35 protein-coding genes are annotated in these 24,031 nt (G+C 41.3%); 5 read left to right on the forward strand and 30 right to left on the reverse strand.

Annotation, left to right across the window (positions count from 1 at the left end; translation table 11 throughout):
- Positions 1-158 precede the first annotated feature (158 nt).
- Genes BWX39_RS08195 through BWX39_RS12135 form a run of 3 tightly spaced genes read left to right on the forward strand, consistent with a single transcriptional unit; the run spans position 159 to position 3,804 of the window.
- Positions 159-1,598, forward strand: a complete 1,440-nt coding sequence (locus BWX39_RS08195) for an alpha/beta hydrolase (protein ID WP_028905399.1) — start codon at positions 159-161, stop codon at positions 1,596-1,598.
- Positions 1,599-1,643: 45 nt separating this feature from the next.
- On the forward strand, positions 1,644-3,626 hold the full coding sequence (locus tag BWX39_RS08200; protein ID WP_028905398.1) for a leucine-rich repeat domain-containing protein: 1,983 nt from the start codon (positions 1,644-1,646) through the stop codon (positions 3,624-3,626).
- A gap of 4 nt (positions 3,627-3,630) precedes the next feature.
- A complete protein-coding gene (locus BWX39_RS12135; RefSeq protein ID WP_154650385.1) occupies positions 3,631-3,804 on the forward strand; it encodes a hypothetical protein in 174 nt (57 codons plus the stop codon).
- Positions 3,805-4,086: 282 nt separating this feature from the next.
- On the opposite strand, the gene BWX39_RS08205 is transcribed toward BWX39_RS12135, so the two are convergent.
- On the reverse strand, positions 4,087-4,767 hold the full coding sequence (locus tag BWX39_RS08205) for a DUF4468 domain-containing protein (RefSeq protein ID WP_028905397.1): 681 nt from the start codon (positions 4,765-4,767) through the stop codon (positions 4,087-4,089).
- 703 nt (positions 4,768-5,470) lie between these two features.
- Here BWX39_RS08205 and dnaG point away from each other — a divergent pair.
- Both dnaG and cls read left to right on the forward strand, forming a co-directional pair.
- Positions 5,471-7,402 (forward strand): DNA primase, encoded by a 1,932-nt coding sequence (gene dnaG, locus BWX39_RS08210; protein WP_028905396.1) that lies wholly within the window; start codon positions 5,471-5,473, stop codon positions 7,400-7,402.
- Positions 7,403-7,440: 38 nt separating this feature from the next.
- A complete protein-coding gene (gene cls / locus BWX39_RS08215) occupies positions 7,441-8,862 on the forward strand; it encodes a cardiolipin synthase (protein ID WP_028905395.1) in 1,422 nt (473 codons plus the stop codon).
- Between the two features lie 147 nt (positions 8,863-9,009).
- Here the strand turns inward: cls and BWX39_RS08220 are convergent, their stop codons facing one another.
- The 29 genes from BWX39_RS08220 to rplC all read right to left on the reverse strand — a co-directional run bounded on the left by BWX39_RS08220 (position 9,010) and on the right by rplC (position 24,024).
- Entirely contained in the window at positions 9,010-9,564 is a 555-nt protein-coding gene (locus BWX39_RS08220) for an outer membrane beta-barrel protein (RefSeq protein ID WP_028905394.1), read from the reverse strand.
- A gap of 276 nt (positions 9,565-9,840) precedes the next feature.
- Positions 9,841-10,323 carry a 50S ribosomal protein L17 gene (gene rplQ / locus BWX39_RS08225; RefSeq protein ID WP_014709559.1) on the reverse strand — a complete coding sequence of 161 codons (483 nt, stop codon included), beginning with the start codon at positions 10,321-10,323 and terminating at the stop codon, positions 9,841-9,843.
- Positions 10,324-10,395: 72 nt separating this feature from the next.
- Entirely contained in the window at positions 10,396-11,394 is a 999-nt protein-coding gene (locus BWX39_RS08230; protein WP_028905393.1) for a DNA-directed RNA polymerase subunit alpha, read from the reverse strand.
- Between the two features lie 14 nt (positions 11,395-11,408).
- Positions 11,409-12,017, reverse strand: coding sequence for a 30S ribosomal protein S4 (gene rpsD / locus BWX39_RS08235; protein ID WP_028905392.1), 609 nt, complete (start codon positions 12,015-12,017; stop codon positions 11,409-11,411).
- Positions 12,018-12,055: 38 nt separating this feature from the next.
- Positions 12,056-12,445 (reverse strand): 30S ribosomal protein S11, encoded by a 390-nt coding sequence (gene rpsK / locus BWX39_RS08240; RefSeq protein ID WP_014709556.1) that lies wholly within the window; start codon positions 12,443-12,445, stop codon positions 12,056-12,058.
- An 83-nt stretch (positions 12,446-12,528) separates the two neighbouring features.
- Positions 12,529-12,909 (reverse strand): 30S ribosomal protein S13, encoded by a 381-nt coding sequence (gene rpsM / locus BWX39_RS08245; RefSeq protein WP_014709555.1) that lies wholly within the window; start codon positions 12,907-12,909, stop codon positions 12,529-12,531.
- Positions 12,910-13,003: 94 nt separating this feature from the next.
- Positions 13,004-13,120, reverse strand: coding sequence for a 50S ribosomal protein L36 (rpmJ, locus tag BWX39_RS08250; protein ID WP_004335771.1), 117 nt, complete (start codon positions 13,118-13,120; stop codon positions 13,004-13,006).
- 13 nt (positions 13,121-13,133) lie between these two features.
- Positions 13,134-13,352, reverse strand: a complete 219-nt coding sequence (infA, locus tag BWX39_RS08255; protein ID WP_004352768.1) for a translation initiation factor IF-1 — start codon at positions 13,350-13,352, stop codon at positions 13,134-13,136.
- A 196-nt stretch (positions 13,353-13,548) separates the two neighbouring features.
- Positions 13,549-14,889: a preprotein translocase subunit SecY gene (gene secY / locus BWX39_RS08260; protein WP_028905391.1), complete on the reverse strand. Its 1,341-nt coding sequence runs from the start codon at positions 14,887-14,889 to the stop codon at positions 13,549-13,551.
- Positions 14,890-14,893: 4 nt separating this feature from the next.
- Complete coding sequence (rplO, locus tag BWX39_RS08265; RefSeq protein ID WP_028905390.1) at positions 14,894-15,340, reverse strand: 50S ribosomal protein L15; 447 nt, start codon at positions 15,338-15,340, stop codon at positions 14,894-14,896.
- Between the two features lie 25 nt (positions 15,341-15,365).
- Positions 15,366-15,542, reverse strand: coding sequence for a 50S ribosomal protein L30 (gene rpmD / locus BWX39_RS08270; protein ID WP_014709552.1), 177 nt, complete (start codon positions 15,540-15,542; stop codon positions 15,366-15,368).
- A gap of 18 nt (positions 15,543-15,560) precedes the next feature.
- Complete coding sequence (rpsE, locus tag BWX39_RS08275) at positions 15,561-16,073, reverse strand: 30S ribosomal protein S5 (RefSeq protein ID WP_024998531.1); 513 nt, start codon at positions 16,071-16,073, stop codon at positions 15,561-15,563.
- A gap of 6 nt (positions 16,074-16,079) precedes the next feature.
- Positions 16,080-16,424, reverse strand: coding sequence for a 50S ribosomal protein L18 (gene rplR, locus BWX39_RS08280; RefSeq protein ID WP_028905389.1), 345 nt, complete (start codon positions 16,422-16,424; stop codon positions 16,080-16,082).
- Positions 16,425-16,445: 21 nt separating this feature from the next.
- Positions 16,446-17,012, reverse strand: a complete 567-nt coding sequence (gene rplF, locus BWX39_RS08285) for a 50S ribosomal protein L6 (protein WP_028905388.1) — start codon at positions 17,010-17,012, stop codon at positions 16,446-16,448.
- Between the two features lie 14 nt (positions 17,013-17,026).
- Entirely contained in the window at positions 17,027-17,422 is a 396-nt protein-coding gene (gene rpsH, locus BWX39_RS08290) for a 30S ribosomal protein S8 (RefSeq protein WP_025000452.1), read from the reverse strand.
- Positions 17,423-17,528: 106 nt separating this feature from the next.
- Positions 17,529-17,831: a 30S ribosomal protein S14 gene (gene rpsN / locus BWX39_RS08295; protein ID WP_014709547.1), complete on the reverse strand. Its 303-nt coding sequence runs from the start codon at positions 17,829-17,831 to the stop codon at positions 17,529-17,531.
- Between the two features lie 5 nt (positions 17,832-17,836).
- A complete protein-coding gene (gene rplE / locus BWX39_RS08300; protein ID WP_028905387.1) occupies positions 17,837-18,391 on the reverse strand; it encodes a 50S ribosomal protein L5 in 555 nt (184 codons plus the stop codon).
- A complete protein-coding gene (rplX, locus tag BWX39_RS08305) occupies positions 18,391-18,708 on the reverse strand; it encodes a 50S ribosomal protein L24 (RefSeq protein WP_014709545.1) in 318 nt (105 codons plus the stop codon). Before rplX ends, rplE begins: the two co-directional genes overlap by 1 nt.
- 20 nt (positions 18,709-18,728) lie before the next feature.
- Positions 18,729-19,094 carry a 50S ribosomal protein L14 gene (gene rplN, locus BWX39_RS08310; protein ID WP_014709544.1) on the reverse strand — a complete coding sequence of 122 codons (366 nt, stop codon included), beginning with the start codon at positions 19,092-19,094 and terminating at the stop codon, positions 18,729-18,731.
- Between the two features lie 2 nt (positions 19,095-19,096).
- On the reverse strand, positions 19,097-19,363 hold the full coding sequence (rpsQ, locus tag BWX39_RS08315; RefSeq protein WP_014709543.1) for a 30S ribosomal protein S17: 267 nt from the start codon (positions 19,361-19,363) through the stop codon (positions 19,097-19,099).
- 2 nt (positions 19,364-19,365) lie between these two features.
- Positions 19,366-19,560 (reverse strand): 50S ribosomal protein L29, encoded by a 195-nt coding sequence (gene rpmC, locus BWX39_RS08320; protein ID WP_028905386.1) that lies wholly within the window; start codon positions 19,558-19,560, stop codon positions 19,366-19,368.
- A 5-nt stretch (positions 19,561-19,565) separates the two neighbouring features.
- Positions 19,566-19,994 (reverse strand): 50S ribosomal protein L16, encoded by a 429-nt coding sequence (rplP, locus tag BWX39_RS08325; protein ID WP_014709541.1) that lies wholly within the window; start codon positions 19,992-19,994, stop codon positions 19,566-19,568.
- Positions 19,995-20,008: 14 nt separating this feature from the next.
- Positions 20,009-20,740 carry a 30S ribosomal protein S3 gene (gene rpsC / locus BWX39_RS08330; RefSeq protein ID WP_028905385.1) on the reverse strand — a complete coding sequence of 244 codons (732 nt, stop codon included), beginning with the start codon at positions 20,738-20,740 and terminating at the stop codon, positions 20,009-20,011.
- 8 nt (positions 20,741-20,748) lie between these two features.
- The gene (gene rplV / locus BWX39_RS08335) at positions 20,749-21,159 is read right to left on the reverse strand and encodes a 50S ribosomal protein L22 (RefSeq protein ID WP_014709539.1); all 411 of its coding nucleotides are present in this window, start codon (positions 21,157-21,159) and stop codon (positions 20,749-20,751) included.
- A 31-nt stretch (positions 21,160-21,190) separates the two neighbouring features.
- Complete coding sequence (gene rpsS / locus BWX39_RS08340) at positions 21,191-21,457, reverse strand: 30S ribosomal protein S19 (protein WP_004362533.1); 267 nt, start codon at positions 21,455-21,457, stop codon at positions 21,191-21,193.
- Between the two features lie 22 nt (positions 21,458-21,479).
- On the reverse strand, positions 21,480-22,307 hold the full coding sequence (gene rplB / locus BWX39_RS08345; RefSeq protein WP_028905384.1) for a 50S ribosomal protein L2: 828 nt from the start codon (positions 22,305-22,307) through the stop codon (positions 21,480-21,482).
- Positions 22,308-22,314: 7 nt separating this feature from the next.
- Positions 22,315-22,758 (reverse strand): 50S ribosomal protein L23, encoded by a 444-nt coding sequence (gene rplW, locus BWX39_RS08350; RefSeq protein ID WP_028905383.1) that lies wholly within the window; start codon positions 22,756-22,758, stop codon positions 22,315-22,317.
- Positions 22,759-22,780: 22 nt separating this feature from the next.
- Entirely contained in the window at positions 22,781-23,410 is a 630-nt protein-coding gene (gene rplD, locus BWX39_RS08355; protein WP_028905382.1) for a 50S ribosomal protein L4, read from the reverse strand.
- A complete protein-coding gene (gene rplC, locus BWX39_RS08360) occupies positions 23,410-24,024 on the reverse strand; it encodes a 50S ribosomal protein L3 (protein WP_028905381.1) in 615 nt (204 codons plus the stop codon). Before rplC ends, rplD begins: the two co-directional genes overlap by 1 nt.
- Positions 24,025-24,031: the final 7 nt, after the last annotated feature.

Consider the following 24,031-nt stretch of genomic DNA (forward strand, 5'->3'; position numbering starts at 1 on the left):
TTGCCTGATTTACTGCGAATAATTTGCTCATTCCGAGAAATTTTCGGAACTTTGCAGCAAACTATTATATGGCTATGCTTACTATGTTCTTACGTATTGAGTATTTCAAACTTTAATCTTACCGACAGGTAATATAATTAATTACACCTATTTTAAAGATGAACAAAATTTTATCAAAGAACCTTACGCGCTATCTGTGTCTGACAGTAGCCGTTCTTCTTTCTGTTTCAGTTACTGCGCAGAAAGACTTTTCCTCTATTCGCACCGGCGTAAATGTCGCAGATGCAAAGATTATCGAGAGTGGAGTCAAATCTTTCAAAGAGATAGAAGGAAAACTTCCAAGACGAGCAAACAGCTTTGATGACGACAACCCAGACCATCACGCAACAACAGGTTGGGGCTTGAATTATGAATATTACAGATACACCTACCCCAGCATCAACACCAAAGGCGAGCCTGTAACCCTGACAGCCTTGGCAGCAATGCCAACCAATTATAAAGTTCTTATCAACAACATTATTTTAGGTTGCCATATTACGATAACCGATAATAAGAGTACGCCTTCAGAATACATAAAGAGCGGAGATTGGAAAAGCGATGTGGGTATGTTAGTTATGCACGCAAGAAGCAAGAGTGCTTCGGAGCTGGCATACAACTGCTTAGTGATATTGCCAGACTATCAAGGGTACGGAATAACACAAAACGAAGCTCACCCTTACTTAGCACAGGAAGTAACAGCCCGACAGAGTGTCGATGCGCTACGCTATGGCATTGAGCTATATAAAAGCAGCAAGAAAGGACGTGCTAAACTCAGAAATGATTGGAAAACCATCTGTGTGGGATATTCTCAAGGAGGTTCGGTAGCTATGGCTTCTCATAAGTTTATAGAAACCAACTTTCTCGACAAGGACCTCCAGTTGGGTGGCTCGGTATGCGGAGATGGTCCGTACGACCCTATCGCCACGCTGAAATTCTATATCACCGAGGATAAAATATACATGCCTGTAGCCCTTCCCCTTATTATAAAAGGTATGCTCGACTACAATCCTTACATGGGAAGGCACAACATAAAAGATTACTTCAATGAGAAGTTTCTTAACACAGGAATCCTCGATTGGATAGAGAAGAAAGAAAAAGATACTCAGGTTATACAAAATGAACTAAAGAAAATATATAACTTCCAAAAAGATGCAAAGGGAGAATATATAAAGGTATCTGAAATATTCACTCCCGAAGCATTTGCCTTTATGTCTAAGAAGGTGAAAGGAGAGGAAACGGAAAAGAATCCTAAATTTGACGACCTATACACAGCCTCAACCGTTAACAATCTTACACAAGGTTGGAAGCCCAAGTACCCCATCTATCTTTTCCATTCAAAGGCTGACGAGGTTGTGCCTTTGAGCAATGCGGAAAGTGCCTACCAGAAAATGAGAACCGATGACAATCCAGACATTATCAAATACACCTATGTAGATGAAGGCGGACACGTGAAAAGTGGACAGACTTTCTACTTTGCAGTGTGGAGTAAATGTTACGAGCAACAAGGCGTAGAAGCCATTGCAGGTGGCGAGGAAGCCTGGAAGAAGTTCAAACCATAACAGCATTAAACATCAAATTATATACAATCTTCAACATTGAAAGATATGAAAAAACAACATATATTAATATTTTTAATAGCAGTATGCGCACAGCTTTCTGCCTTTGCCTCTGTTTTAGAGAAAGAAACACTCATAAAAGGTACAGCCAAACTGAATGGAACAGATATTCCAATTTGGTTTAACATCACAGGAGAAGGCGTCGCAGAAGTTGGGAACGGCAAGAATGCAGCCATCAGTCAGTACTCTGTGGGAAAGCTTGTCATTCCTGCTTCGTTCACCAATGCTGCTGAAAACCGCCAGTACAAAATTACAAAGGTCGGGGATTTTGCGTTCAGTCTGTGCGACAAACTGACAGAAGTAGTACTTGAAGAAGGAATTACGGAGATAGGCGAACAGACTTTCTTCGGCTGCAACGCCCTGCTGAACATCGGCTATCCTGCCTCGCTGACAACCATAGGCAGAGGTGCTTTCAGAGGTTGCAGAAACCTCAAGCACACCAATCTGCCTGCAAACCTCGCCACAATCGGGCAGGAAACCTTTGCAGAAAACCAATTCGCTGACAACAAAATAGTTATCCCCAACAAGATAACAACCATTCCGCTTGCTTCTTTTGAAAGCAGTAAGCTGCAAATCGTGGTATTGCCACCTTCGCTGACAAGCATTGAAGAAGACGCTTTCCTACATTCTGAAGGTTGCGACTTCTATATGTTCGACGGAACAACAGCACCAACGGTAAACGAAAAGAGCGTCAATCAGAAAGGACATTGGTATGTCACAAACCCTGAAATCTACGCTGCAAACAATTTCTGCAAGGGTTTGCTGCCTATCAGTGCTATGATTCCACAGAAGGAATTCATCGCAGAAGGCGTTACCTACAAAGTTCTAAAAGAGGGAGAATACCCTGGCATCTTCACCGCTTCGGTTCATAAGAAAAGCGACGAAACAACTTGGAGCCACACTTTCAACGAATTTAAAGAGAACGTATTCAACGATTCTTTCGCAGGTAAGTGGAAACCAACATTCCGTGTAAACGGTATAACTCCAAACTTCTTTGCTGGCGAGGACATAGAAAAGCTACACCATATTGCCCTGCCAACAAACATAGAAGCGGCACAAGCCAAAAACGCATTTGCACAATGCAAGGCTCTCGTATCTCTCGACTTATCGAAGCTGAAACCATTGGAAAAGAACGAAAGCGACGAACTTTTAAGCGGACTGCCCGAAAACACTGTGGTATATGCGCCAAAAGGACAAACCGAGGAATATCGTGCTTACAACACTGTTCTCACAGCGGACAACGGAGAACGTCGTACAAGTCATTTCAAAATAAACATTGACGACAATTTCAACGAATTGGCAATGAAAGGAAATATGAACTACTACCTTCCTCATAAGTTCATGGCAGACAAAGCCACTTTCAATCGTTCTTCTTTCCAAAAGAAAAAGAAAGAAACAATCGTATTGCCGTTTACCGCCAAGCCAAGCGGAAAAGCCTTTGCGTTCAACAAGATGCAAGGAGAGAACGGTGCAAAAGAAACCATTGTATTCTCTATAGAAGAGGAAATGCAGGCAAACAAGCCCTATATATACATATCTAACGGAGAGGAAATCTCGGCTAACAATGTGGAAGTAAACCCACAAATAGCAGGAACAACACCATCGGAAGTCACAAATCTATATGGCGTCTACAAGGCTGATTACATTAAAAAGTTGGCAAAAAGCCTACAACTTGAGGGCACTATATATATTTACAGCTCTGCAGGAAACGAAGGAAAAGGGGCCTTCGTACGAACTGGCGAGTATGCTAAAATCACTCCTTTCCACGCTTTCTTCCACCTAAATAGCAAGGATTCGGAAACAAAGTTAGACGTTTCGTTCGAGGGAGAAGACCCAACAGGAATAGAGACCCCATCGGCAAGCAAGAACGATGACGACAACTCGTGGTTCAATCTGCAAGGAATAAAACTCAATGACAAACCAAAGAAGGGCATTTATATTCATAATGGCAAGAAAATAATGATACAATAAAGCAATGAAAGTAAAACAAAAAACATACACTAAACCTCTGATACAAACCCTACCAGTAGAAATACAAATGCCATTGGCAGACTCAAACGAAAAAATAAAGGTACCTATTGATAATGGTACGATAAGCGAAGGCTTTGCAGAAGGCAAAGAGCAAACAGAAGAAGTGTGGGACATTTAAGTCCCACACTTCTTTTTTGTAGTTCATCTTCCTTTCCGAGCCACCCAAGAATATCGCTTCAACAAATAGGAACAGATACTTTCATCGTAAAGTATTCGTATTTTCCACACGCATCGGCAGAGATTCGGCAAGATTAAACAAAAGAGGTTGAACACAATAAAAGCACCTATCTTTTCAGATAGATGCTGAATGTCAAGAAAGCCGACAAGCCTAATACAACTGTTGAATACTTCCTTTATAATTATATTTGCCTTTTCTTATAAAACAGAGCTGACCGCATAATTACCAATCTTCGGTTTCATTGCCAACCACTCCATTCTTAACAGCTTCTTCTATCTTATCTATTATAACGTTAGAATATGCATGAGCCATTATAAGGGCTTTCGCAGAGGTTTTCTTATGGCTGTCTCTTTTTGCAAACGGATAGCAATTTTCCAAGAGCCACTTTTCTTGTACTATTGGTGCAATTGTACCTTCCTGTGCGCCCAAAATACCGACCCCATACATTACATCTACATCGTAGAATGGCACGGTGTATGTAACTCTGACCTTACCATCTTTTATATCGGTCTTGATGATTGATGTAAGATGTATCGTGTATGAGTTTAGTCCGCCTGTATGAGAAGCAATGGCATCTACATTGCTTTTAGCAATAATCACGCCTGCATCTCTGTCATTCAGCTGAATAATAGAGTTACCACTTCCAAAAGTATTGGTGTACCAATAGTTGAGAATTACATAAAGTTGTGTTTTCGTTTTGTTTGGTGCCTCGATAACCTGTGTATAGGTCAGCGCATTGTTCTTGTCTAATTGCAACTGACCAGCAAGATTCTTCGCTGCATCAGTCCATTTCGCACCATACCTTCTTTTAGCGTACTTTTCTAACTCTTCCGCCCTCATGATTTGGGCATTTACACCGACTGCCAATAAGAGCATTACGGCACACAAAAATAGTTTTTTCATCTTTATTTGAATTAAGTTTAATAGTTCCGATTTTCCTTTGCCAATAGACAAGGCATAAGCTTTCGTCATACGCCTCACGGTTTACCACAAGCCACAACTGTATATAGGAAAGCCTGCAACCGTATGGCACAGGCCTCAATAACAATTGCCTTGCTCTTTCTTGCGTGGTGATTGTTAGGCTATTGAGCAAATAAAACATTGTTGTTTCCAAAGAAACACAATGCAAAAATAATAAATTTATTTTAAGACGCTGTTAAAAAGACAATATTCTTTCTCGATAAAAACAAAAAAATCCTTTACAAACCTACAGAATAGGAATTGTTACAACAATTACAGAATACTACTTAAACTAAACGGCAGCAATAAGTTAGCTCTGAATTTTCTTTTTCCCGCAGAATTACTTACACGTAAAGAAATATTTTTTTACGTGTAAAGAAATTATTATTTACGTGTAGAAAAATATTTATTTACACGTAAATAATTCGTCTGTGTTTCGCAAAAACGACACAAATACTTAGAACAAGTAGGAGGATAACTGCTTACCTATAAGTTTTTTGTTAGCTTATAAAACATCGGCAAACACACTGCAACCGTTGAAAGCACCGAAAAAAGTCTGCACAAACTTCTTTTTCGGTGCTTTCAAATTTGGAATACCTATTTTGTTGTTGTACCTTTGTAGCAACTTCAATGATTGAAAAAACTTATGATAGATAGACCAACGGTAGACAGAATATTGGAAGCCACAAACATTGTGGACGTTATTTCGGAATATGTTTCGCTGCGAAAGGCTGGCACAAGCTATAAAGGACTGTGCCCATTCCACGACGACCGTACTCCGTCGTTTTCGGTTAGTCCTGCGAAAGGGGTCTACAAGTGTTTCTCGTGTGGCGAAGCGGGCAATGCCGTAAACTTCATTATGAAGCACGACCAAATGACTTATCCCGAAGCTCTGAAGGTCTTGGCAAAGAAATATGGCATTGAAGTGAAGGAACGTGAGCTTACCACGGAGGAGAAACAACTTGAGAACGAACGCGAGTCGATGTTTCTTGTGAACGAATGGGCAGCAAAACACTTCAGCGACATACTGCACAACCACGTAGACGGAAAGGCTATTGGCTTGCAATACTTCCGCAGCCGTGGTTTCAGAGACGATATTATAGAGAAGTTCCAATTGGGTTTTTGCCTTATAGGGAAGCAGGATTTTGCCAATGCTGCACTGAAAGCGGGCTACAAGGCAGAATATCTTGTAAAGACGGGGCTTTGCTTTGAGCGTGATAATGGCGAACTCTTAGACCGATTCAATGGCAGGGTTATTTTCCCTTGGCTCAATGTAAGCGGAAAGGTGATAGCCTTTGGCGGTCGTCTGCTCGATTCAAGAACAAAGGGAATCAGCCAGAAGTATGTCAATTCGCCAGGTAGTGAGATTTACCAAAAAGACCACGCACTCTACGGAATATACCAAGCGAAGAAGGCTATTGCCAAGTTCGACCTTGTATATATGGTGGAAGGCTACACCGACGTGGTGTCTATGCACCAGTGTGGTATAGAGAACGTGGTGGCAAACAGCGGTACGGCACTTTCGGTTTTCCAAATAAAGCTGCTCCGCAGGTTTACTTCAAACATTGTGTTGCTATACGATGGCGACGAAGCAGGACAGCACGCAGCCTTGCGCGGTACGGATATGTTGCTGTCGGAAGGTATGAACGTGAAGGTATTGTTGCTGCCCGATGGGAAAGACCCTGACGAGTTGGCACGCAATCTGACTGCCGAAGCCTTCAGAAAGTATATTGAGGAGAACCAAACGGACTTTATTGTCTTCAAGATAAATGTGTTATTGAAAGGCGTAACCGACCCCGTGAAACGGTCGGAGGCGATAAACTCCATTGTGCAAAGCATTGCTGTGATTAAAGACCCGATACTGCGCGACACCTATTTGCGCGAGTGTGCGCACAGAACGGGAATGAAAGAGAACACGCTTATTGCACAGATGAACCGTTTCATCTATAACGACAAAGAGCAGCAACGCAAGGAGCAGGTGCGAGAAGCTGAGCAATCGGCGAGCGAACAGCAGGTATTGCGTCCAGCAACACCTATGCAGCAGGCATCGAAAGTAGAAACGATGTTGGTGCAAGCCATTGTGAAAGATGGCGAAAAGATTATCATTCGCGACGTGCAGGACGACGAAACTGGCGAGCGCATCAGCCTTAACGTGGCGCAATACATTGCCTACGACCTCGGCTTGGATAACCTTTCGTTCAGCAATCCGCTATCGGTTCAGATACTTACCGAAGCCATAGAGCACAGTGGCGAGGAAGGATTTAAGGCGGAGGAGTATTTTACGCACCATTCCGACATACTTGTTTCCACCTTGGCGGTAAAGTTGAGCGTAGACCGCTTTCAGTTATCAGAGAGTATGCAGATGAAGGAACGGGAGGTAGACCTTCGCGACCGCATCATGCACCTTATACTCGACTACCGTATGGACTACGTGGAACAACACCTGAAAGAGTTGCAGGCGAGCCTATCGACAGAGAGCGACCTGAACAAGACAATGGAAATAATGGGCGAAATAAAGAAGATGCAGGATATGCGCAACGTGCTTGCACGCAAATTGGGAAACGATATTGTGGTATGATGGATAGGAAATAGGCATTAAGGAAGGGAGGAAAAAGAATGATTTACATACACTGGATAGTTCTTGTAGCCTATACCGTGATTGCCATTGTGGCAATGATTACGGTGCTGTTGGAACATCGTCAGCCTGCCAAGACCATTGCGTGGGTGTTGGTACTGTCGTTCTTGCCGTTGGTGGGAATTGTTCTTTACTTCTTTTTCGGCCGTCGCACACGCAAGAACCGACACATTTGGGAAAAGAGTTTAAACCAACTGACAAAGCGTTCGATGATTGAATTTGCGGAACAGAAGCAGTTGGAACTGCCCGAAGAGCACAAAGAGCTGATACAGCTCTTTGTGAATCAGAACTTCGCCCTGCCGTTCAAGAACAACGAAACCGATGTCTACGTGTCGGGGTATGAGTTTTTTCCTGCACTCTTGGCTGAGATAAGCAAAGCCACACACCATATCCACATTGTTTCTTACATCATAGACGACGACCCATTGGGGCGTTTGCTGCGCGATGCGCTTATCGACAAAGCACGCAAGGGAATAGAAGTGCGCTTGCTGTTCGACGATGTAGGCTCGTGGAAGACACCCAACCGCTTTTTTGAACAGATGCGTGAAGAAGGTATCGAGGTACACCCCTTTATGCCTGTACGCTTTCCTGCCTTTACAGGCAAGGTGAACTATCGCAACCATCGGAAGATTATCGTCATCGATGGAAAGGTTGGTTTTATTGGCGGAATGAATTTGGCACAACGCTATGTGAAAGGTCATAAGGGCATTATGTGGCGCGACACCCACGTAAAGATAAGCGGTGCTGCGGTGTATGGGCTGCAACGTGCTTTCCTCGTAGACTGGTTCCACGCCGACCGCACGCTGATAACCGACCGAAAGTATTATCCTGACACGACCATAACGCCCAACAACAACTTGATACAGATTGTTACGAGCAGTCCCACCAACGTTTGGGAAGAATTGGAACAAGGCTATATCAAGATTTTGCTAAGCGCAAAGCGATACGTTTATATGGAAACTCCCTACTTCTTGCCTACCGAGCCTATCTTCTTTGCAATGCGCACAGCGGCTTTGTCGGGCGTAGACGTTCGGCTGATGGTATCGTTAAAGACGGATTCAAAGTTGGTTCAGATGGCTTCTCGCTCTTATCTTACACAAACCATACAAGCTGGTGTAAAGGTGATATGCTATGAAGAAGGGTTCAATCACACCAAATTGCTTGTTGCTGATGACAATGTTGCAACGATAGGTTCGGCGAATATAGACTTCCGTAGCTTTGAAAACAACTTTGAAGCCAACGCCTTCTTCTACGACAAATCAATGGCACAACGCATAAAAGACATTTTCCTGACCGACGAAACAAAGTGTGTTCCGTTAGAAAAGATAAAAGAAATAAACCACAAATCGTTTATTTACAGACTGTGGGAATCGATTGTGCGCTTGCTGAGTCCGCTGCTATAAGTTGGCAATCTCCATATAAGCAAGACATACATAGCCAACCCGCCTCTGCTAAAACTAAAAAATCAGCAATAAAAAAAGAGGGACACGCCATCTAAACGATGTATTCCCTCTTTATATGAATAGATTTAATATATTCAGAACAATTCCTTAGAAGTTGTAGTAAACACCGAAGTTAACATTGTTACCATCAAGGTTTACACCCCATACGTGTGCGTCCTTGTCAGCCTTATCCTCCTTAACAGACTGCCAACCTAAAAAACCTACGTGAGCAACGAAACTAACTTTCTTGCTGAGGTTTACTGAGACACCTGGCTTCAATCCTGCTGCCCATTCATCATATGAAGGAGTGTTACGTGGAGTATGAGCATTGTTAAAGTGAGCATAACCAACACCACCATCAATGAAAGCATCTACATACTTAGAGTGAACGAAAGTGTAACGAACATAAGGTTGGAAAGTAACATAGTTACGGCTTTCACTTTCTATTTTAACAGGAGTACCCTTACCCCAACCAACAATAGCACCAATTGCCCAATCTCTGTTAATTTTATAACCAATTTCTGGAAGAACCTGATAAGTTGTTACATCGTCGCCACCATCAATTTCAGAAGTAGCAACACCTACACTACCACCAAGATAAACCTGTGCATTAGCAGCAACTGCAATAAATGCTACTGCAAGCGTCATTAAAACTTTTTTCATCTTAAAAAATTAATTTGTTAATACTAAAATATAAATCTTCTAACCAAGCCCTTTACTGCTATGAAGCAGAGAAGATGTCATGGAATCGGATGCAAAGTAAATGCTTTTAGACCAAACCACCAAAAAAACTAAATAAGTTTTTCTAAACTGATTCAAACGTATGTTAATTCATTATCTGCATTATATACTGAACCCAGCGTATATTAAAACAAAAAAGCAGATACGTCCATAAGGACATATCTGCTTATAATATTATAAAGATAATATTTACAAAGTTTATTCAGCCTTTGCTTCTTCAGCAGCTGTTTCTGTTGCAGGTGCTTCACCTTCAACTTTCTTTGTAGAACGACGGCTACGACGTGTCTTCTTAGCTTCTGCCTTAGGAGTCTTAGCCATATTCTCGTTGTAATCAACCAACTCGATAAAAGCGATTGGAGCAGCGTCGCCCTTACGCAAACCAAGTTTGATAACACGAGTGTAACCACCTGGACGGTCGCCTACCTTTACTGAAATTTCCTTGAACAATTCGTTTACAGCTTCCTTATCCTGCAAATAACGGAAAACTACACGACGTGAGTTTGTTGTATCGTCCTTTGCACGTGTTATAAGAGGCTCAACGAACTTCTTCAAAGCCTTAGCCTTTGCGAGGGTCGTAGTGATTCTTTTGTGCTTAATCAAAGAGATTGCCATGTTAGAAAGCATAGCACTACGATGACTTGCAGTACGACCTAAATGGTTGAATTTTTTATTATGTCTCATTTTATTTTTCTTATTGTGAACTAAAATAGTTTTAATGATGTGAACTCGCTAACAGCAAGTTCACACATTAACTTATTCTCTGTCCAATTTATACTTTGTAATATCGGTTCCAAACGTTAGATTCAGACTCTCGAGCAAATCATCAAGCTCTGAAAGCGATTTCTTACCAAAGTTGCGGAACTTCAAGAGGTCGGTCTTGTTGTACTGCACAAGGTCACCAAGTGTTTCTACATCAGCTGCCTTCAAGCAATTGAGTGCACGAACACTGAGGTTGAGGGTTGAGTCAGTAAGCTTGGTCTTAAGCAACTGACGCATGTGCAATACCTCCTCATCGAACTCTTGGTTGCCTTCCTGGTCAGGATTTTCCAACATAATCTTTTCGTCAGAAAACAACATAAAGTGGTAGATAAGAATTTTCGCAGCCTCTTTAAGTGCGTCCTTTGGGTGAATAGAACCATCTGTTGCAACTTCAACAACAAGTTTGTCATAGTCGGTCTTCTGTTCAACTCGATATGGCTCAACTGAATATTTGACGTTGCGTATTGGGGTGTAGATTGAATCGATTGGGAGTACATTTACATCAGTGCAGAACTCACGATTCTCTTCAGCAGAAACGTAGCCACGTCCCTTGTTGATAGTCAAATCTATCTGCATTGAAGCTTTTGAGTCTAAATGACAAATCACCAAATCAGGATTTAACACTTCAAATCCAGTCAGATACTTACCAATATCACCTGCTTTGAATTCGGTTGAATTCTCTACGGTGATACTAACTTTCTCATTCTCGAATTCTTCTACTACTTGCTTGAATCGAACTTGCTTGAGATTCAAAATGATGTTGGTAACATCTTCCTTTACGCCAGGAACTGTAGAAAATTCATGCTCAACACCAGCTATACGGATAGTGTTGATAGCATAACCTTCTAATGACGAAAGAAGGATGCGTCGCAAAGAGTTACCAATGGTAATTCCAAAGCCAGGCTCAAGCGGACGAAATTCGAATTTTCCGAATTGGTCGTTGGCCTCCAGCATCACAACTTTATCAGGTTTTTGAAATGCTAATATCGCCATTAATTTAATGATTTTTATTGTTTAGAGTACAACTCAACGATTAACTGCTCTTTAATGTTCTCTGGAATATCCGCACGGTCTGGTTGGTGGAGGAACTTACCGCTCTTGCTGTTTTCGTCCCACTCTATCCAAGGATACTTGCTATGGTTGAAACCAGCCAAAGCTGCTTCAATTACTTCAAGAGACTTCGCTCTTTCGCGGACACCTACAATATCACCAGCCTTAACTGCGTAAGAAGCAATGTTTACAACATTACCATTTACAACAATGTGCTTGTGATTTACCAACTGACGAGCAGCTGCGCGGGTAGGCGCAAGACCAAGGCGATAAACTACGTTGTCGAGACGACTCTCAAGACTCTGCAAAAGCACCTCACCTGTAATACCACTTGCTTTAGCTGCGTGGTCGAACAGGTTACGGAACTGACGCTCCAAAACACCGTATGTATATTTAGCCTTTTGCTTTTCAGCCAACTGAGCACCATACTCAGAAACCTTACGACGACGATTATTACCGTGCTGACCTGGAGGGAAATTTCTCTTAGCTAACACTTTATCTGCGCCGAAGATTGGCTCACCAAAGCGGCGTGCGATTCTAGATTTTGGACCTATGTATCTTGCCATAATTAAATTTGATTCTTTAAATTGTTAAAAAGATGTGATTATACACGACGACGTTTTGGAGGACGGCAACCATTGTGTGGCAATGGAGTTACATCGATAATCTCTGTAACCTGAATACCAACAGTATTGACAGCACGAATTGCGCTCTCACGACCGTTACCTGGACCCTTAACATACGCCTTTACTTTACGCAAGCCGAGGTCAAAAGCCACTTTAGCACAATCCTCTGCCGCCATCTGTGCAGCATAAGGTGTGTTCTTCTTTGAACCACGGAATCCCATCTTACCAGCTGAAGACCATGAAATAACCTGACCTTCATTGTTTGCCAAAGATACAATAATATTATTAAATGAACTATGTACGTGAAGCTGACCAAGTGCATCAACTCTTACGTTTCTTTTCTTAGATGTTGCTGTTTTTTTTGCCATAATTTTCTTTTAGTCTAAAAGTTTTAAGTATTTAAGTTTATGAATCTATAACAGACTCGCAACTTTCAACTCTCAACTAAATTTTACTTAGTAGCCTTCTTCTTATTAGCAACAGTCTTCTTCTTTCCCTTACGGGTGCGAGCATTATTTTTAGTACTCTGACCGCGAACAGGAAGACCATTACGATGTCTAACTCCACGATAGCAACCTATATCCATGAGGCGCTTAATGTTCATTTGAATCTCCGAACGGAGATCACCTTCCACTTTGAATTCAGCGCCGATAATTTCACGGATTTTAGCAGCTTGATCATCAGACCACTCGCTAACCTTGAGGTCGCGGTCGATACCTGCCTTATCCAATATCTTTGCTGAACTACTTCGACCTATACCATAGATATAAGTCAATGCGATTTCGCCACGCTTTTCTTGGGGCAAATCTACTCCAACAATTCTTATTGCCATTGATTGTAATTAATTAAAAATTTTTGTTTGCGATAAACTTTGCAAAGTTACTCATTTATTATTAAGCAACATTAAGTTTACGCTTTTTTAACTTTTAACCCTGACGTAACTTGAACTTAGGGTTTTTCTTGTTAATAACGAACAGGCGACCTTTGCGACGAACAATCTTGCAGTCAGCTGTACGTTTCTTTAATGATGCTCTTGTCTTCATTTTTATATTTTTATTATTTGTATCTGAAAACTATTCTGCCTTTTGTCAAGTCGTATGGACTCATCTCAACTTTCACTTTATCTCCAGGAAGAATCTTAATGTAGTGCATTCTCATCTTACCAGAAATATGTGCTGTAATATCAACACCGTTTTCCAACTCTACACGGAACATTGCATTAGAAAGTGCTTCTAAAATTGTTCCATCTTGCTCAATAGCGGTTTGTTTTGCCATATCTTAAATGCTTGTCTTGTTAAATGTTATACTTCTTCAAATGAAGATAAAATATTTATCATCTTTGAGATTTGCAGGTAAATGCAAAATTGGGTGGTCAACCTTTAGCAGGATTACCCAACACTGAGATTGACCAACCACATTTGTATTTCATCTTCTTTCTAAAGAAATATCTTCCACTTTCTAAGAAAAAGATTTAATATGCTGCGACAGTACCATTGCCTCTTGTATGACCAGAGTTCAAAAGACCGTCATAGTGGCGCATCATCAGATGAGACTCTATTTGCTGGAGAGAATCAATAACCACACCAACAAGAATCAATAATGAAGTTCCACCAAAGAACTGACCAAATGAGTCTTGTACATTCAGTAAGCCTGCCAATGCCGGCATAACTGCAATGAAAGCAATGAAAACAGAACCAGGACCTGTCAATCGAGTCATCACAGAATCGATATATTCTGCAGTATTCTTGCCAGGCTTAACCCCAGGAATGAAACCATTGTTACGTTTCATATCCTCAGCCATCTGAGTAGGATTAAGAGTAATAGCCGTATAGAAGTAAGTAAATGCAACAATTAAGGCTACATATATTGCATTATACAACAAACTCTTTGTGTCCATCAAAGACTGAAGTACTGGACTTGCGCTATCAGTAGAGTACTGAACGATAGCCAATGGAATAAACATCAAAGCCTGAGCAAAGATGATAGGCATAACGTTGGCAGCAAACAACTTCAAAGGTATATACTGACGCGCACCACCATATTGCTTATTCCCAACAACTTTCTTAGCATACTGTACAGGAATCTTGCGAGTTCCCTGCGTAAGAAGAATAGCTGCACACACAACCAAGTAAAGAATGATAATCTCAGCGATAAACATCACAAGACCGCCACTAGTAATTGCCGTAAAACGACTGCTAACTTCTTGGAAGAAAGCCTGTGGAAGACGTGCAATGATACCCACCATAATGATGATTGAGACTCCATTTCCTACACCTTTATCAGTAATGCGTTCACCGAGCCATAAGATAAACATAGACCCAGCAGCCAAGATTATTGAGGCAGATATCATAAAGACTGTCCAGTTCACACCTGTTGCCAAAGCACCAGCTGCCTGTGTCTTCAAGTTAATCAAATACGCAGGAGCCTGGAACAATAAAATAAATATTGTCAGCACACGTGTGTACCAATTAATCTTCTTATGTCCACTCTCACCTTCACGCTGCATTTTTTGGAAATAAGGCACCGCTACAGCCAAAAGCTGCATTACGATAGAAGCTGAGATATAAGGCATAATTCCTAAAGCGAAAATAGATGCTTTAGAGAATGCACCACCAGAGAACATGTCCAACAATGACATTAAACCGCCAGCTGTTTGTGACTGGAGTTTTTCCAACAATCCTGGGTTAATTCCAGGAAGTACTATAAAAGAGCCAAAACGGTAAATGGCTGTGAACAAGATGGTCACGAGGAGTCGCTTGCGCAAATCCTCGATTTTCCAACAGTTCTTCAGTGTCTCAATAAACTTTTTCATTTACTTAGATTATAGTTGTGTTACCACCTACTGCCTTGATAGCTTCTTCGGCAGTCTTTGAGAAGGCATTTGCTTCAACATCTACCTTCGCCTTTAATTCTCCGTTACCGAGAATCTTAACAAGTACCTTACCATTTGTCAAACCAGCTTCAACCAATTCAGCCAATCCAATCTTAGTAAGATTCTTCTTCTCAGCAAGTTCTTGAAGAGTAGACAAGTTCACAGCAAAGTATTCCTTATGGTTGATATTCTTGAAACCACCCTTTGGAACACGGCGCTGAAGTGGCATCTGACCACCTTCAAAACCAATCTTTCTCTTATAACCAGAACGTGACTTTGCACCCTTATGACCACGGGTAGACGTACCGCCAAGTCCAGAACCTGTACCACGACCAATACGACGACGAGAGTGGGTTGAGCCCGCTGCTGGTTTCAAATTATTTAATTTCATACCTTAGTTTTCTTTAAAGGATTTATTAATCAATTACTGATACCAAATGATGTACTTTTCGAATCATTCCACGAATACTTGGAGTATCTTCTACTTCTACTATCTGTGAAATCTTACGAAGTCCAAGAGCCATCAATGTGGCTTTTTGGTCTTTAGGAGCGTTAATACGGCTCTTTATCTGCTTAACCTTTATTGTTGCCATTATTTATACCTCCTGTAATTAACCGTTAAAAACTTTGTTCATACTAATACCACGTTCACCTGCAACAGTATAAGCATCACGCATTTGAGCAAGAGCAGCAATAGTTGCCTTTACAAGGTTATGAGGGTTTGATGAACCTTTAGATTTTGCAATCACATCGGTAATACCAGCACTTTCCAATACAGCACGCATAGCACCACCAGCTTTCAAACCTGTACCAGCTGCAGCTGGTTTAAGAAGTACTTGTGCACCACTATAACGTGTTTCTACTTCGTGAGGAACTGTACCTTTCAGAACTGAAACCTTTACAAGGTTCTTCTTAGCAGCATCCGTACCCTTCTGGATAGCAGCCGTTACTTCACCAGCCTTGCCAAGTCCCCAACCGATTACACCTTTACCATCACCTACAACGACGATGGCCGCAAATGTGAAAGTACGTCCACCCTTAGTTACCTTGGTCACGCGGTTGATAGCAACCAAACGGTCCTTTAGTTCTACGTCACTATTTACTTTTACTTTATTCATTGCCATAATCGTTTAGAATTTAAGTCCTCCTTCACGAGCGCCATCAGCCAAAGCTTGTACGCGTCCATGATAAAGATAACCATTACGGTCAAACACTACCTGTTGAACTCCAGCAGCTGTAGCCTTCTGCGCAACAAGTTCACCAACTTTCTTAGCTTGCTCTATCTTAGCCATTTTCTCAAGACCAGCAGAAGAAGCTGCAGCAAGTGTAGTACCTGTCAAATCATTAATAACCTGTGCATAAATTTGCTTATTACTGCGGAATACGCTCAAACGGGGGCGTTCTGCAGTTCCGCTCACACTCTTGCGAATGTGGAACTTTATCTTTAGTCTTCTTTGTTCTTTCTTTGTTGTCATAATCGTAATGAATTATTAAAGTTACTTAGCTGCAGCTGATTTACCAGACTTTCTGCGAATAACCTCTCCCTTGAACAAGATACCCTTACCTTTATACGGTTCAGGCTTACGGAAAGAACGAATCTTAGCACAAATAAGACCTAACAGTTGCTTATCAGCTGTTTCAAGAGTAATAATTGGATTTTGGTTACGCTCACTCTTTGTTTCCACCTTAACTTCTTTTGGAAGTTGTAAGAAAATAGGGTGTGTATAACCAAGTGTAAATTCAACCAAGTTACCCTGATTAGATACACGATAACCAACACCTACCAACTCAAGTGTCTTTGTATAGCCTTCGCTAACTCCGACTACCATATTGTTCACAAGTGAACGATAAAGTCCATGGTAAGCTTGCTTCTGCTTGTAGTTTTCGATGTGCTGCTCATCAACTTCAAAAGTGATTTGAGCATCTTCGATATTTACCTTAATAGAAGGATGAACATACTGAGACAATTCGCCCTTTGGACCTTTTACTGTAACAACATCATCCTTTTGTGAGATTGTAACTCCAGCAGGAATACTAATTGGTAATTTTCCAATTCTTGACATTTCAAATCCTCCAATTAATAAATGTAGCAAAGAACCTCACCACCAATTTTCTCAGCAGCAGCTTCCTTGTTAGTCATTACACCTTTAGACGTAGAAATAATTGCAATTCCAAGTCCATTAATAACTCTCGGCATGTCTTTGTAGCCAGTATACTGGCGAAGACCTGGTGATGAAACGCGTTTCAAACTCTTGATAGCGTTCTGCTTTGTAACTGGGTCGTATTTTAATGCGACCTTAATAGTTCCTTGTGGTCCATCTTCTATGAACTTATAGTTCAAGATGTAACCCTTCTCGAAGAGAATCTTAGTAATAGACTTCTTCAAGTTAGACGCAGGAACTTCAACAACACGGTGATGAGCCATGATTGCGTTTCTGAGTCTTGTCAGATAATCTGCTATTGGATCTGTCATAAATATAAATGTTTAATTAATCGGGACTTCCCCGACAATATTAAAAAATCCTTAAATAATTCTATGTTATGAGCAATCTTATATGCTCATAACATAAACTGTGGTTTTACCAGCTAGCCTTCTTTACTCCTGGTATCAATCCTTGAGATGCCATCTCACGGAACTGAATACGAGAAATACCGAAGTGACGAATATATCCCTTTGGACGACCTGTTATCTTGCAACGGTTATGCAAGCGAATTGGATTTGCGTTCTTAGGAATAGCTTGCAACTTACGAGCTGCCTCATATGCTTCAGCAGGGTCTTCAGTTGTAGCGATAATCTTCTTCAAAGCTGCACGCTTCTCTGCATAACGAGCTACTAACTTCGCACGCTTAACTTCGCGAGCTTTCATTGATTCTTTTGCCATATCTCTTAATCGTTTTTAGCGTTCTTAAATGGAAGTCCGAATGCTTTAAGGATTGCGTAACCTTCCTCATCAGTCTGTGCTGATGTAACGAAAGTAATATTCAAACCTTGAATGCGGTCCACTTGATCAATGTTTATCTCTGGGAAGATAATCTGTTCGGTAATACCCAATGTGTAGTTACCGCGACCATCAAACTTACTCTCAATACCTTTGAAGTCACGGATACGAGGTAATGACACACGTACAAGCTTCTCTAAAAACTCATACATACGTTCACGACGCAATGTTACCATAACACCAATAGGCATCTTCTTACGAAGTTTAAAGTTAGCTATATCTTTCCTTGAATAGGTTGCTACTGCCTTCTGACCAGTGATAGCTGTAATCTCATTGATTGCAACTTCAATAATCTTCTTGTCCTGAGTTGCATCACCCAAACCTTGGTTGATAACAATCTTCTTCAAGACTGGGATCTGCATTGCAGAAGTGTAATTGAATTGCTTTTGTAGAGCTGGAGCTATTTGCTCTTTATACTCTTTCTTTAATTTTGCTGTATTCATTACTTAATTACCTCCCCTGACTTTTTAGCGATACGCTTCACAGTCTTTCCCTCACGCTCAATTTTGATACGTGTTGGTTTACCGCTTTTCGGATCGATAAGACTAACATTTGAGATGTGAATAGGTGCTTCTTGCTTCACAATACCACCTTGTGGATTTGCTGCAGACGGCTTTGTACTCTTTGAAACCATATTGATTCCTTCAACCAGTACGCGTTCTTTGTCAACGAGAACTTTGAGCACTTTACCACTTCTGCCCTTGTCAGAGCCAGCAAGTACGATAACTTGATCGTCTTTCTTAATATGGAATTTTGCCATTTTACTTTTCGTTTTAATCATTAAAGAACCTCAGGTGCCAAAGAAACGACTTTCATATTTACTGCACGAAGCTCACGAGCCACAGGGCCAAAAATACGGCTACCACGAAGTTCGCCAGCGTTGTTCAGCAATACACAAGCATTATCATCGAAACGAATGTATGAACCATCAGCACGACGGATTTCTTTCTTTGTGCGTACTATCAAAGCTTTTGACACTGCACCTTTTTTAATATCACTTGATGGGATGACGTTCTGCACTGCAACTACGATAACGTCACCAACACTTGCATAACGACGGCGTGTACCACCAAGTACACGAATACATTTTGCCTCACGTGCACCGCTGTTATCACATACTGTAAGTTTTGATTCTGACTGTATCATAATTACTTAGCTTTTTCTACTATTTGAACTAATCTCCATCTTTTTGTTCTACTCAAAGGACGAGTTTCCATTATCATTACTGTATCACCGATATTGGCCTCATTCTTTTCATCGTGAACATGGTATTTCTTTGTCTTTTGGACAAACTTACCATATATAGGGTGCTTCTCTTTAAATTTAGCAGCAATAACAATGGTTTTATCCATTTTATTACTCGTTACGACACCCTGTCTTACTTTTCTTAAATTTCTTGTTTCCATCTGAACCATTATTATTTATTAAGTTCTCTTTGACGAAGTTCAGTTTTCATACGTGCTATATCACGACGAGCAGCCTTAATCTGTGATGGATTCTCAAGAGGAGTGATCTGATGGTTCAGCTTCATTTTATCAAGAGCTGTTTCAGCATTCTCTATCTTTTCTACCAATTCCTTGGTATCAAGTTGTTTAACTTCTTTAATCTTCATCTTCTTTAAGCGTTTTTATCGTAATCACGTCTAACAATAAACTTAGTCTTTACAGGTAGCTTCTGTGCTGCAAGGCGAAGTGCCTCTTTAGCGATGTCAAAGCTTACACCTTCTACTTCAAAGAGGATACGACCTGGGGTAACTGGTGCCACCCAACCTGCAGGGTCACCTTTACCCTTACCCATACGCACGTCAGCAGGTTTGCGAGTGATAGGTTTATCAGGGAATATTCTAATCCAGACTTGACCTTGACGGTTCATATAGCGGTTTACGGCTATACGAGCAGCCTCAATCTGTCGGCTGTCAATCCACTTTGGCTCAAGAGTCTTGATACCAAAGGAACCAAAAGCTAACTGTGTACCTCTGTGAGCGTTTCCTTTATTACCACGCCCATCTTGAGGTCTTCTATATTTTACTCTTTTTGGCTGTAACATGATAGCTTTTACTTTTAACGGTTATTGTTTCTTCTACGATTACCACGTCCAGAGCGAGCACCACTATTATTCGAGCGTCCATTGCTCTTTTCCTGGGTAAAGTTTGGTGTCAAGTCTACCTTGTTGTACACTTCACCACGGCAAATCCATACCTTGATACCCAAGAGACCTACTTTTGTAAGAGCCTCTGTTTGACAATAATCGATGTCTGCACGGAATGTATGAAGAGGGGTACGACCTTCCTTAAACATTTCCTTACGTGCCATTTCGGCACCATTCAGACGACCTGTAATTTGAACTTTAATACCTTCTGCACCTGCACGCATTGTGTTAGCAACAGCCATCTTAATAGCACGACGATATGCTATCTTGCCTTCTACTTGGCGCGCAATATTAGTACCTACGATATTTGCATCGAGTTCAGGTTTCTTCACTTCGAAGATATTGATTTGAATTTCTTTCTTGAAAAGATTCTTCAATTCTTCTTTAAGCTTATCAACATCCTGACCACCTTTACCAATGACAATACCCGGACGGGCTGTACAAATAGTAATGGTAACGAGTTTCAATGTACGCTCGATGACGATGCGTGAAACGCTTGCCTTTTCGAGACGCTTGTTCAAGTATGTACGAATCTTCTTATCCTCCAAGAGGTTGTCTCCGAAGTCCTTACCACCGAACCAATTTGATTCCCAACCGCGGATAATACCTAAACGATTGCTTATTGGATTAACTTTCTGTCCCATTCTACTATTTATTTATCATTGTTAGCGTCAGCCTTTGAATCTACGAAAAGGGTGACGTGGTTAGAACGTTTACGAATTCTGTAGCCGCGACCCTGTGGTGCAGGGCGCATACGCTTCATTGTAACACCTTCATCAACGAAGATTCTAGAGATATAAAGTTCACCGTCTTCAGCTTTGCGGTCATTCTTTGTTTCCCAGTTAGCAATAGCTGAGCGCAAAAGTTTCTCAACATTCTGAGCAGCTGCCTTCTTTGAGAACCTTAGTACGCCTAAGGCGCGATTTACTTCCATCCCACGTACCATATCCACAACATAGCGCATTTTACGTGGAGAAGAAGGGCAGTCCTTGAGCTTTGCAAAATACTGGCTTTTGAGGGCTTGTTTACGTTCCTCAGCCTTTATATGTTTTCTTGCTCCCATTATATTTATCTTTTCTAAGGGTTATGACCTGTTACTTTCTATTACCAGAGTGTCCACCAAAACGGCGTGTAGGGCTGAACTCTCCGAGCTTGTGACCTACCATATTCTCAGTAATGTAAACAGGGATAAATTTATTTCCGTTATGAACTGCAACAGTGTGACCCACAAATTCTGGGGAAATCATTGATGCTCTGGCCCATGTTTTTACAACATTCTTCTTACCACTCTCATTCATAGCTAGAATTTTCTTCTCGAGCGATACGTTGATGTATGGACCTTTTTTTAATGAACGACTCATAATTTACTCTTAATTACTTTGTTTACTTCTTGTTAGCTCTCTCAATAATATACTTGTTTGAAAGCTTCTTAGGTGCACGAGTCTTAAGACCCTTAGCATACAAGCCCTTACGTGAACGTGGGTGTCCTCCAGACTGACGTCCTTCACCACCACCCATTGGGTGATCAACAGGGTTCATAACAACACCACGGTTGTGAGGACGACGTCCCAACCAACGTGAACGTCCAGCTTTACCAGACTGTTCGAGTGCGTGGTCAGAATTACCTACACTACCGATAGTAGCTTTACAAGCTGAAAGGATCTGGCGTGTTTCGCCAGAAGGGAGCTTAATAACACAATAACTGCCTTCACGAGAAGTAAGCTGAGCAAAGTTACCAGCCGAACGAACGAGCAATGCACCCTGCCCTGGACGTAATTCAATGTTGTGAATTACAGTACCTACAGGAATATTTGCAAGTGGTAGTGTATTACCTACTTCAGGCGCAGCCTCTGCACCTGACATCAGTTGTGCACCAACCTGCAGTCCGTTAGGAGCAATAATGTAACGTTTTTCACCATCAGCATAGTACAACAAGGCAATACGAGCCGATCTGTTTGGATCGTACTCAATTGTCTTTACTACAGCTGGAACACCATCTTTCTCTCGTTTGAAGTCGATAAAACGAAGCTTTCTTTTATGACCGCCGCCCATATAGCGAACTGTCATCTTACCAGTGTTGTTTCGACCACCAGTAGAACGCTTACCGTAAACGAGAGACTTCTCTGGCACGGATGCAGTAATATCCTCGAACGTGCCAATAACCTTGTGTCTTTGTCCCGGTGTAACCGGTTTTAATTTACGTACTGCCATTTTTTATTTAAATATTGCTGTAAAAATCAATTTCTTCGCCTGCCTTAATTGTTACGATTGCTTTCTTGAATGCATTCTTCTGGCCTTTCACAAGTCCAGCCTTGGTATAGCGTGATTGACGCTTTCCAGCATAGCGAATAGTGTTCACATCAAGAACAGTAACATTATACAAGCTTTCAATTTCTTTCTTAATCTCAAGCTTATTAGCCTCTGGCTTTACAATGAAGCCATATTTTGGCTGCGCAGGCTTAACATAAGAATAAACTGTCTTTTCCTTCTTTAAGCCTTCAGGATGACGTTTATTCTTAACGACATAGCTACGAGTTTCAGCTGTTGCGTTGTGTGCCTTAGCTGACTTCTCATTTGCTGCTTTAATTGTCTTGTCAACAGAAGATTTTTCTGTAACAGCGTTCATCTTTTCAGTGACCACTGGTTTAATGATAAATCCCATAATTCTTACCGTCTCCTACTTTTTACTTGGTTAAGATTTCGTCGATCGTCTTCAAAGAATTCTCTGTTACAACAAGTACGTCTGCATGCAAAATACCATAAGTATTTACCTGCGCTGCTGTTGTAACTTGAGTCTTCTGCAAATTACGAGCTGACAAATATACATTATTTTGAGCTTCTGGCAAAACCAAAAGAACTTTCTTGCCATCAACTTTGAGATTTTTAGCAATCTTTATAATTTCTTTTGTCTTTGGAGCGTCAAAATCGAAGTCTTCAACAACAATAATAGCAGATTCCTTTGCTTTGTAAGCCAATGCTGATTTACGTGCAAGAACCTTAACTTTCTTGTTAAGTTTGAAGCTATAGTCACGTGGAGTAGGACCGAATACACGACCACCACCTACGAGGACTGGTGAGTTAATATCACCACGGCGTGCACCGCCACCACCTTTTTGGCGACCTAATTTACGTGTTGAACCTGCGTGTTCACTTCTTTCCTTTGTTTTTGCAGTTCCTTGACGTTGGTCTGCAAGATATTGCTTTACATCAAGGTAAAGTACGTGATCGTTTGGCTCAATTCCGAAGATATTCTCGTTAAGAATAACCTTACGGCCAGTCTCTTGACCTTTAATATCTAATACGTTAATATCCATTACTTATTAATTATAAGGGTTGAACCATTGCATCCAGCTACACTACCTTTTACAAGAAGTATATTGTGTTCTGGAATTACCTTTAATACTTGGAGGTTTTGAGTTGTGACTCTGTCACCACCCATCTGTCCGCCCATTCGCATACCCTTGAATACTTTTGCTGGGTATGAACAAGCACCAATAGCTCCTGGTTTGCGAGCGCGGTCGTCCTGTCCGTGAGTAGTCTGACCTACACCACCGAATCCGTGACGCTTAACAACGCCTTGAAAACCTTTACCTTTTGATGTACCAACAACATCTACAAACTTAGTGTCGTTGAACAATTCAACCGTAATGGTATCACCGAGGTTGTATTCCTCATCAAACTTGAACTCGGCCAAGTGCTTCTTTGGTGTTGTGCCTGCTTTCTTGAAGTGTCCCTGCTGTGGCTTAGAAGTTCTTTTCTCCTTAGCTTCGCCGAAACCTAACTGAACAGCCTTGTAACCATCTTTTTCAATTGTCTTTACTTGGGTTACGACACAAGGACCAGCTTCGATAACAGTGCATGGTACATTTTTACCATCGGCACTGAAAACGGAAGTCATTCCGATTTTCTTTCCTAATAATCCTGGCATTTCAATT

This window comes from Prevotella intermedia ATCC 25611 = DSM 20706, from assembly GCF_001953955.1.
Classification (GTDB): domain Bacteria; phylum Bacteroidota; class Bacteroidia; order Bacteroidales; family Bacteroidaceae; genus Prevotella; species Prevotella intermedia.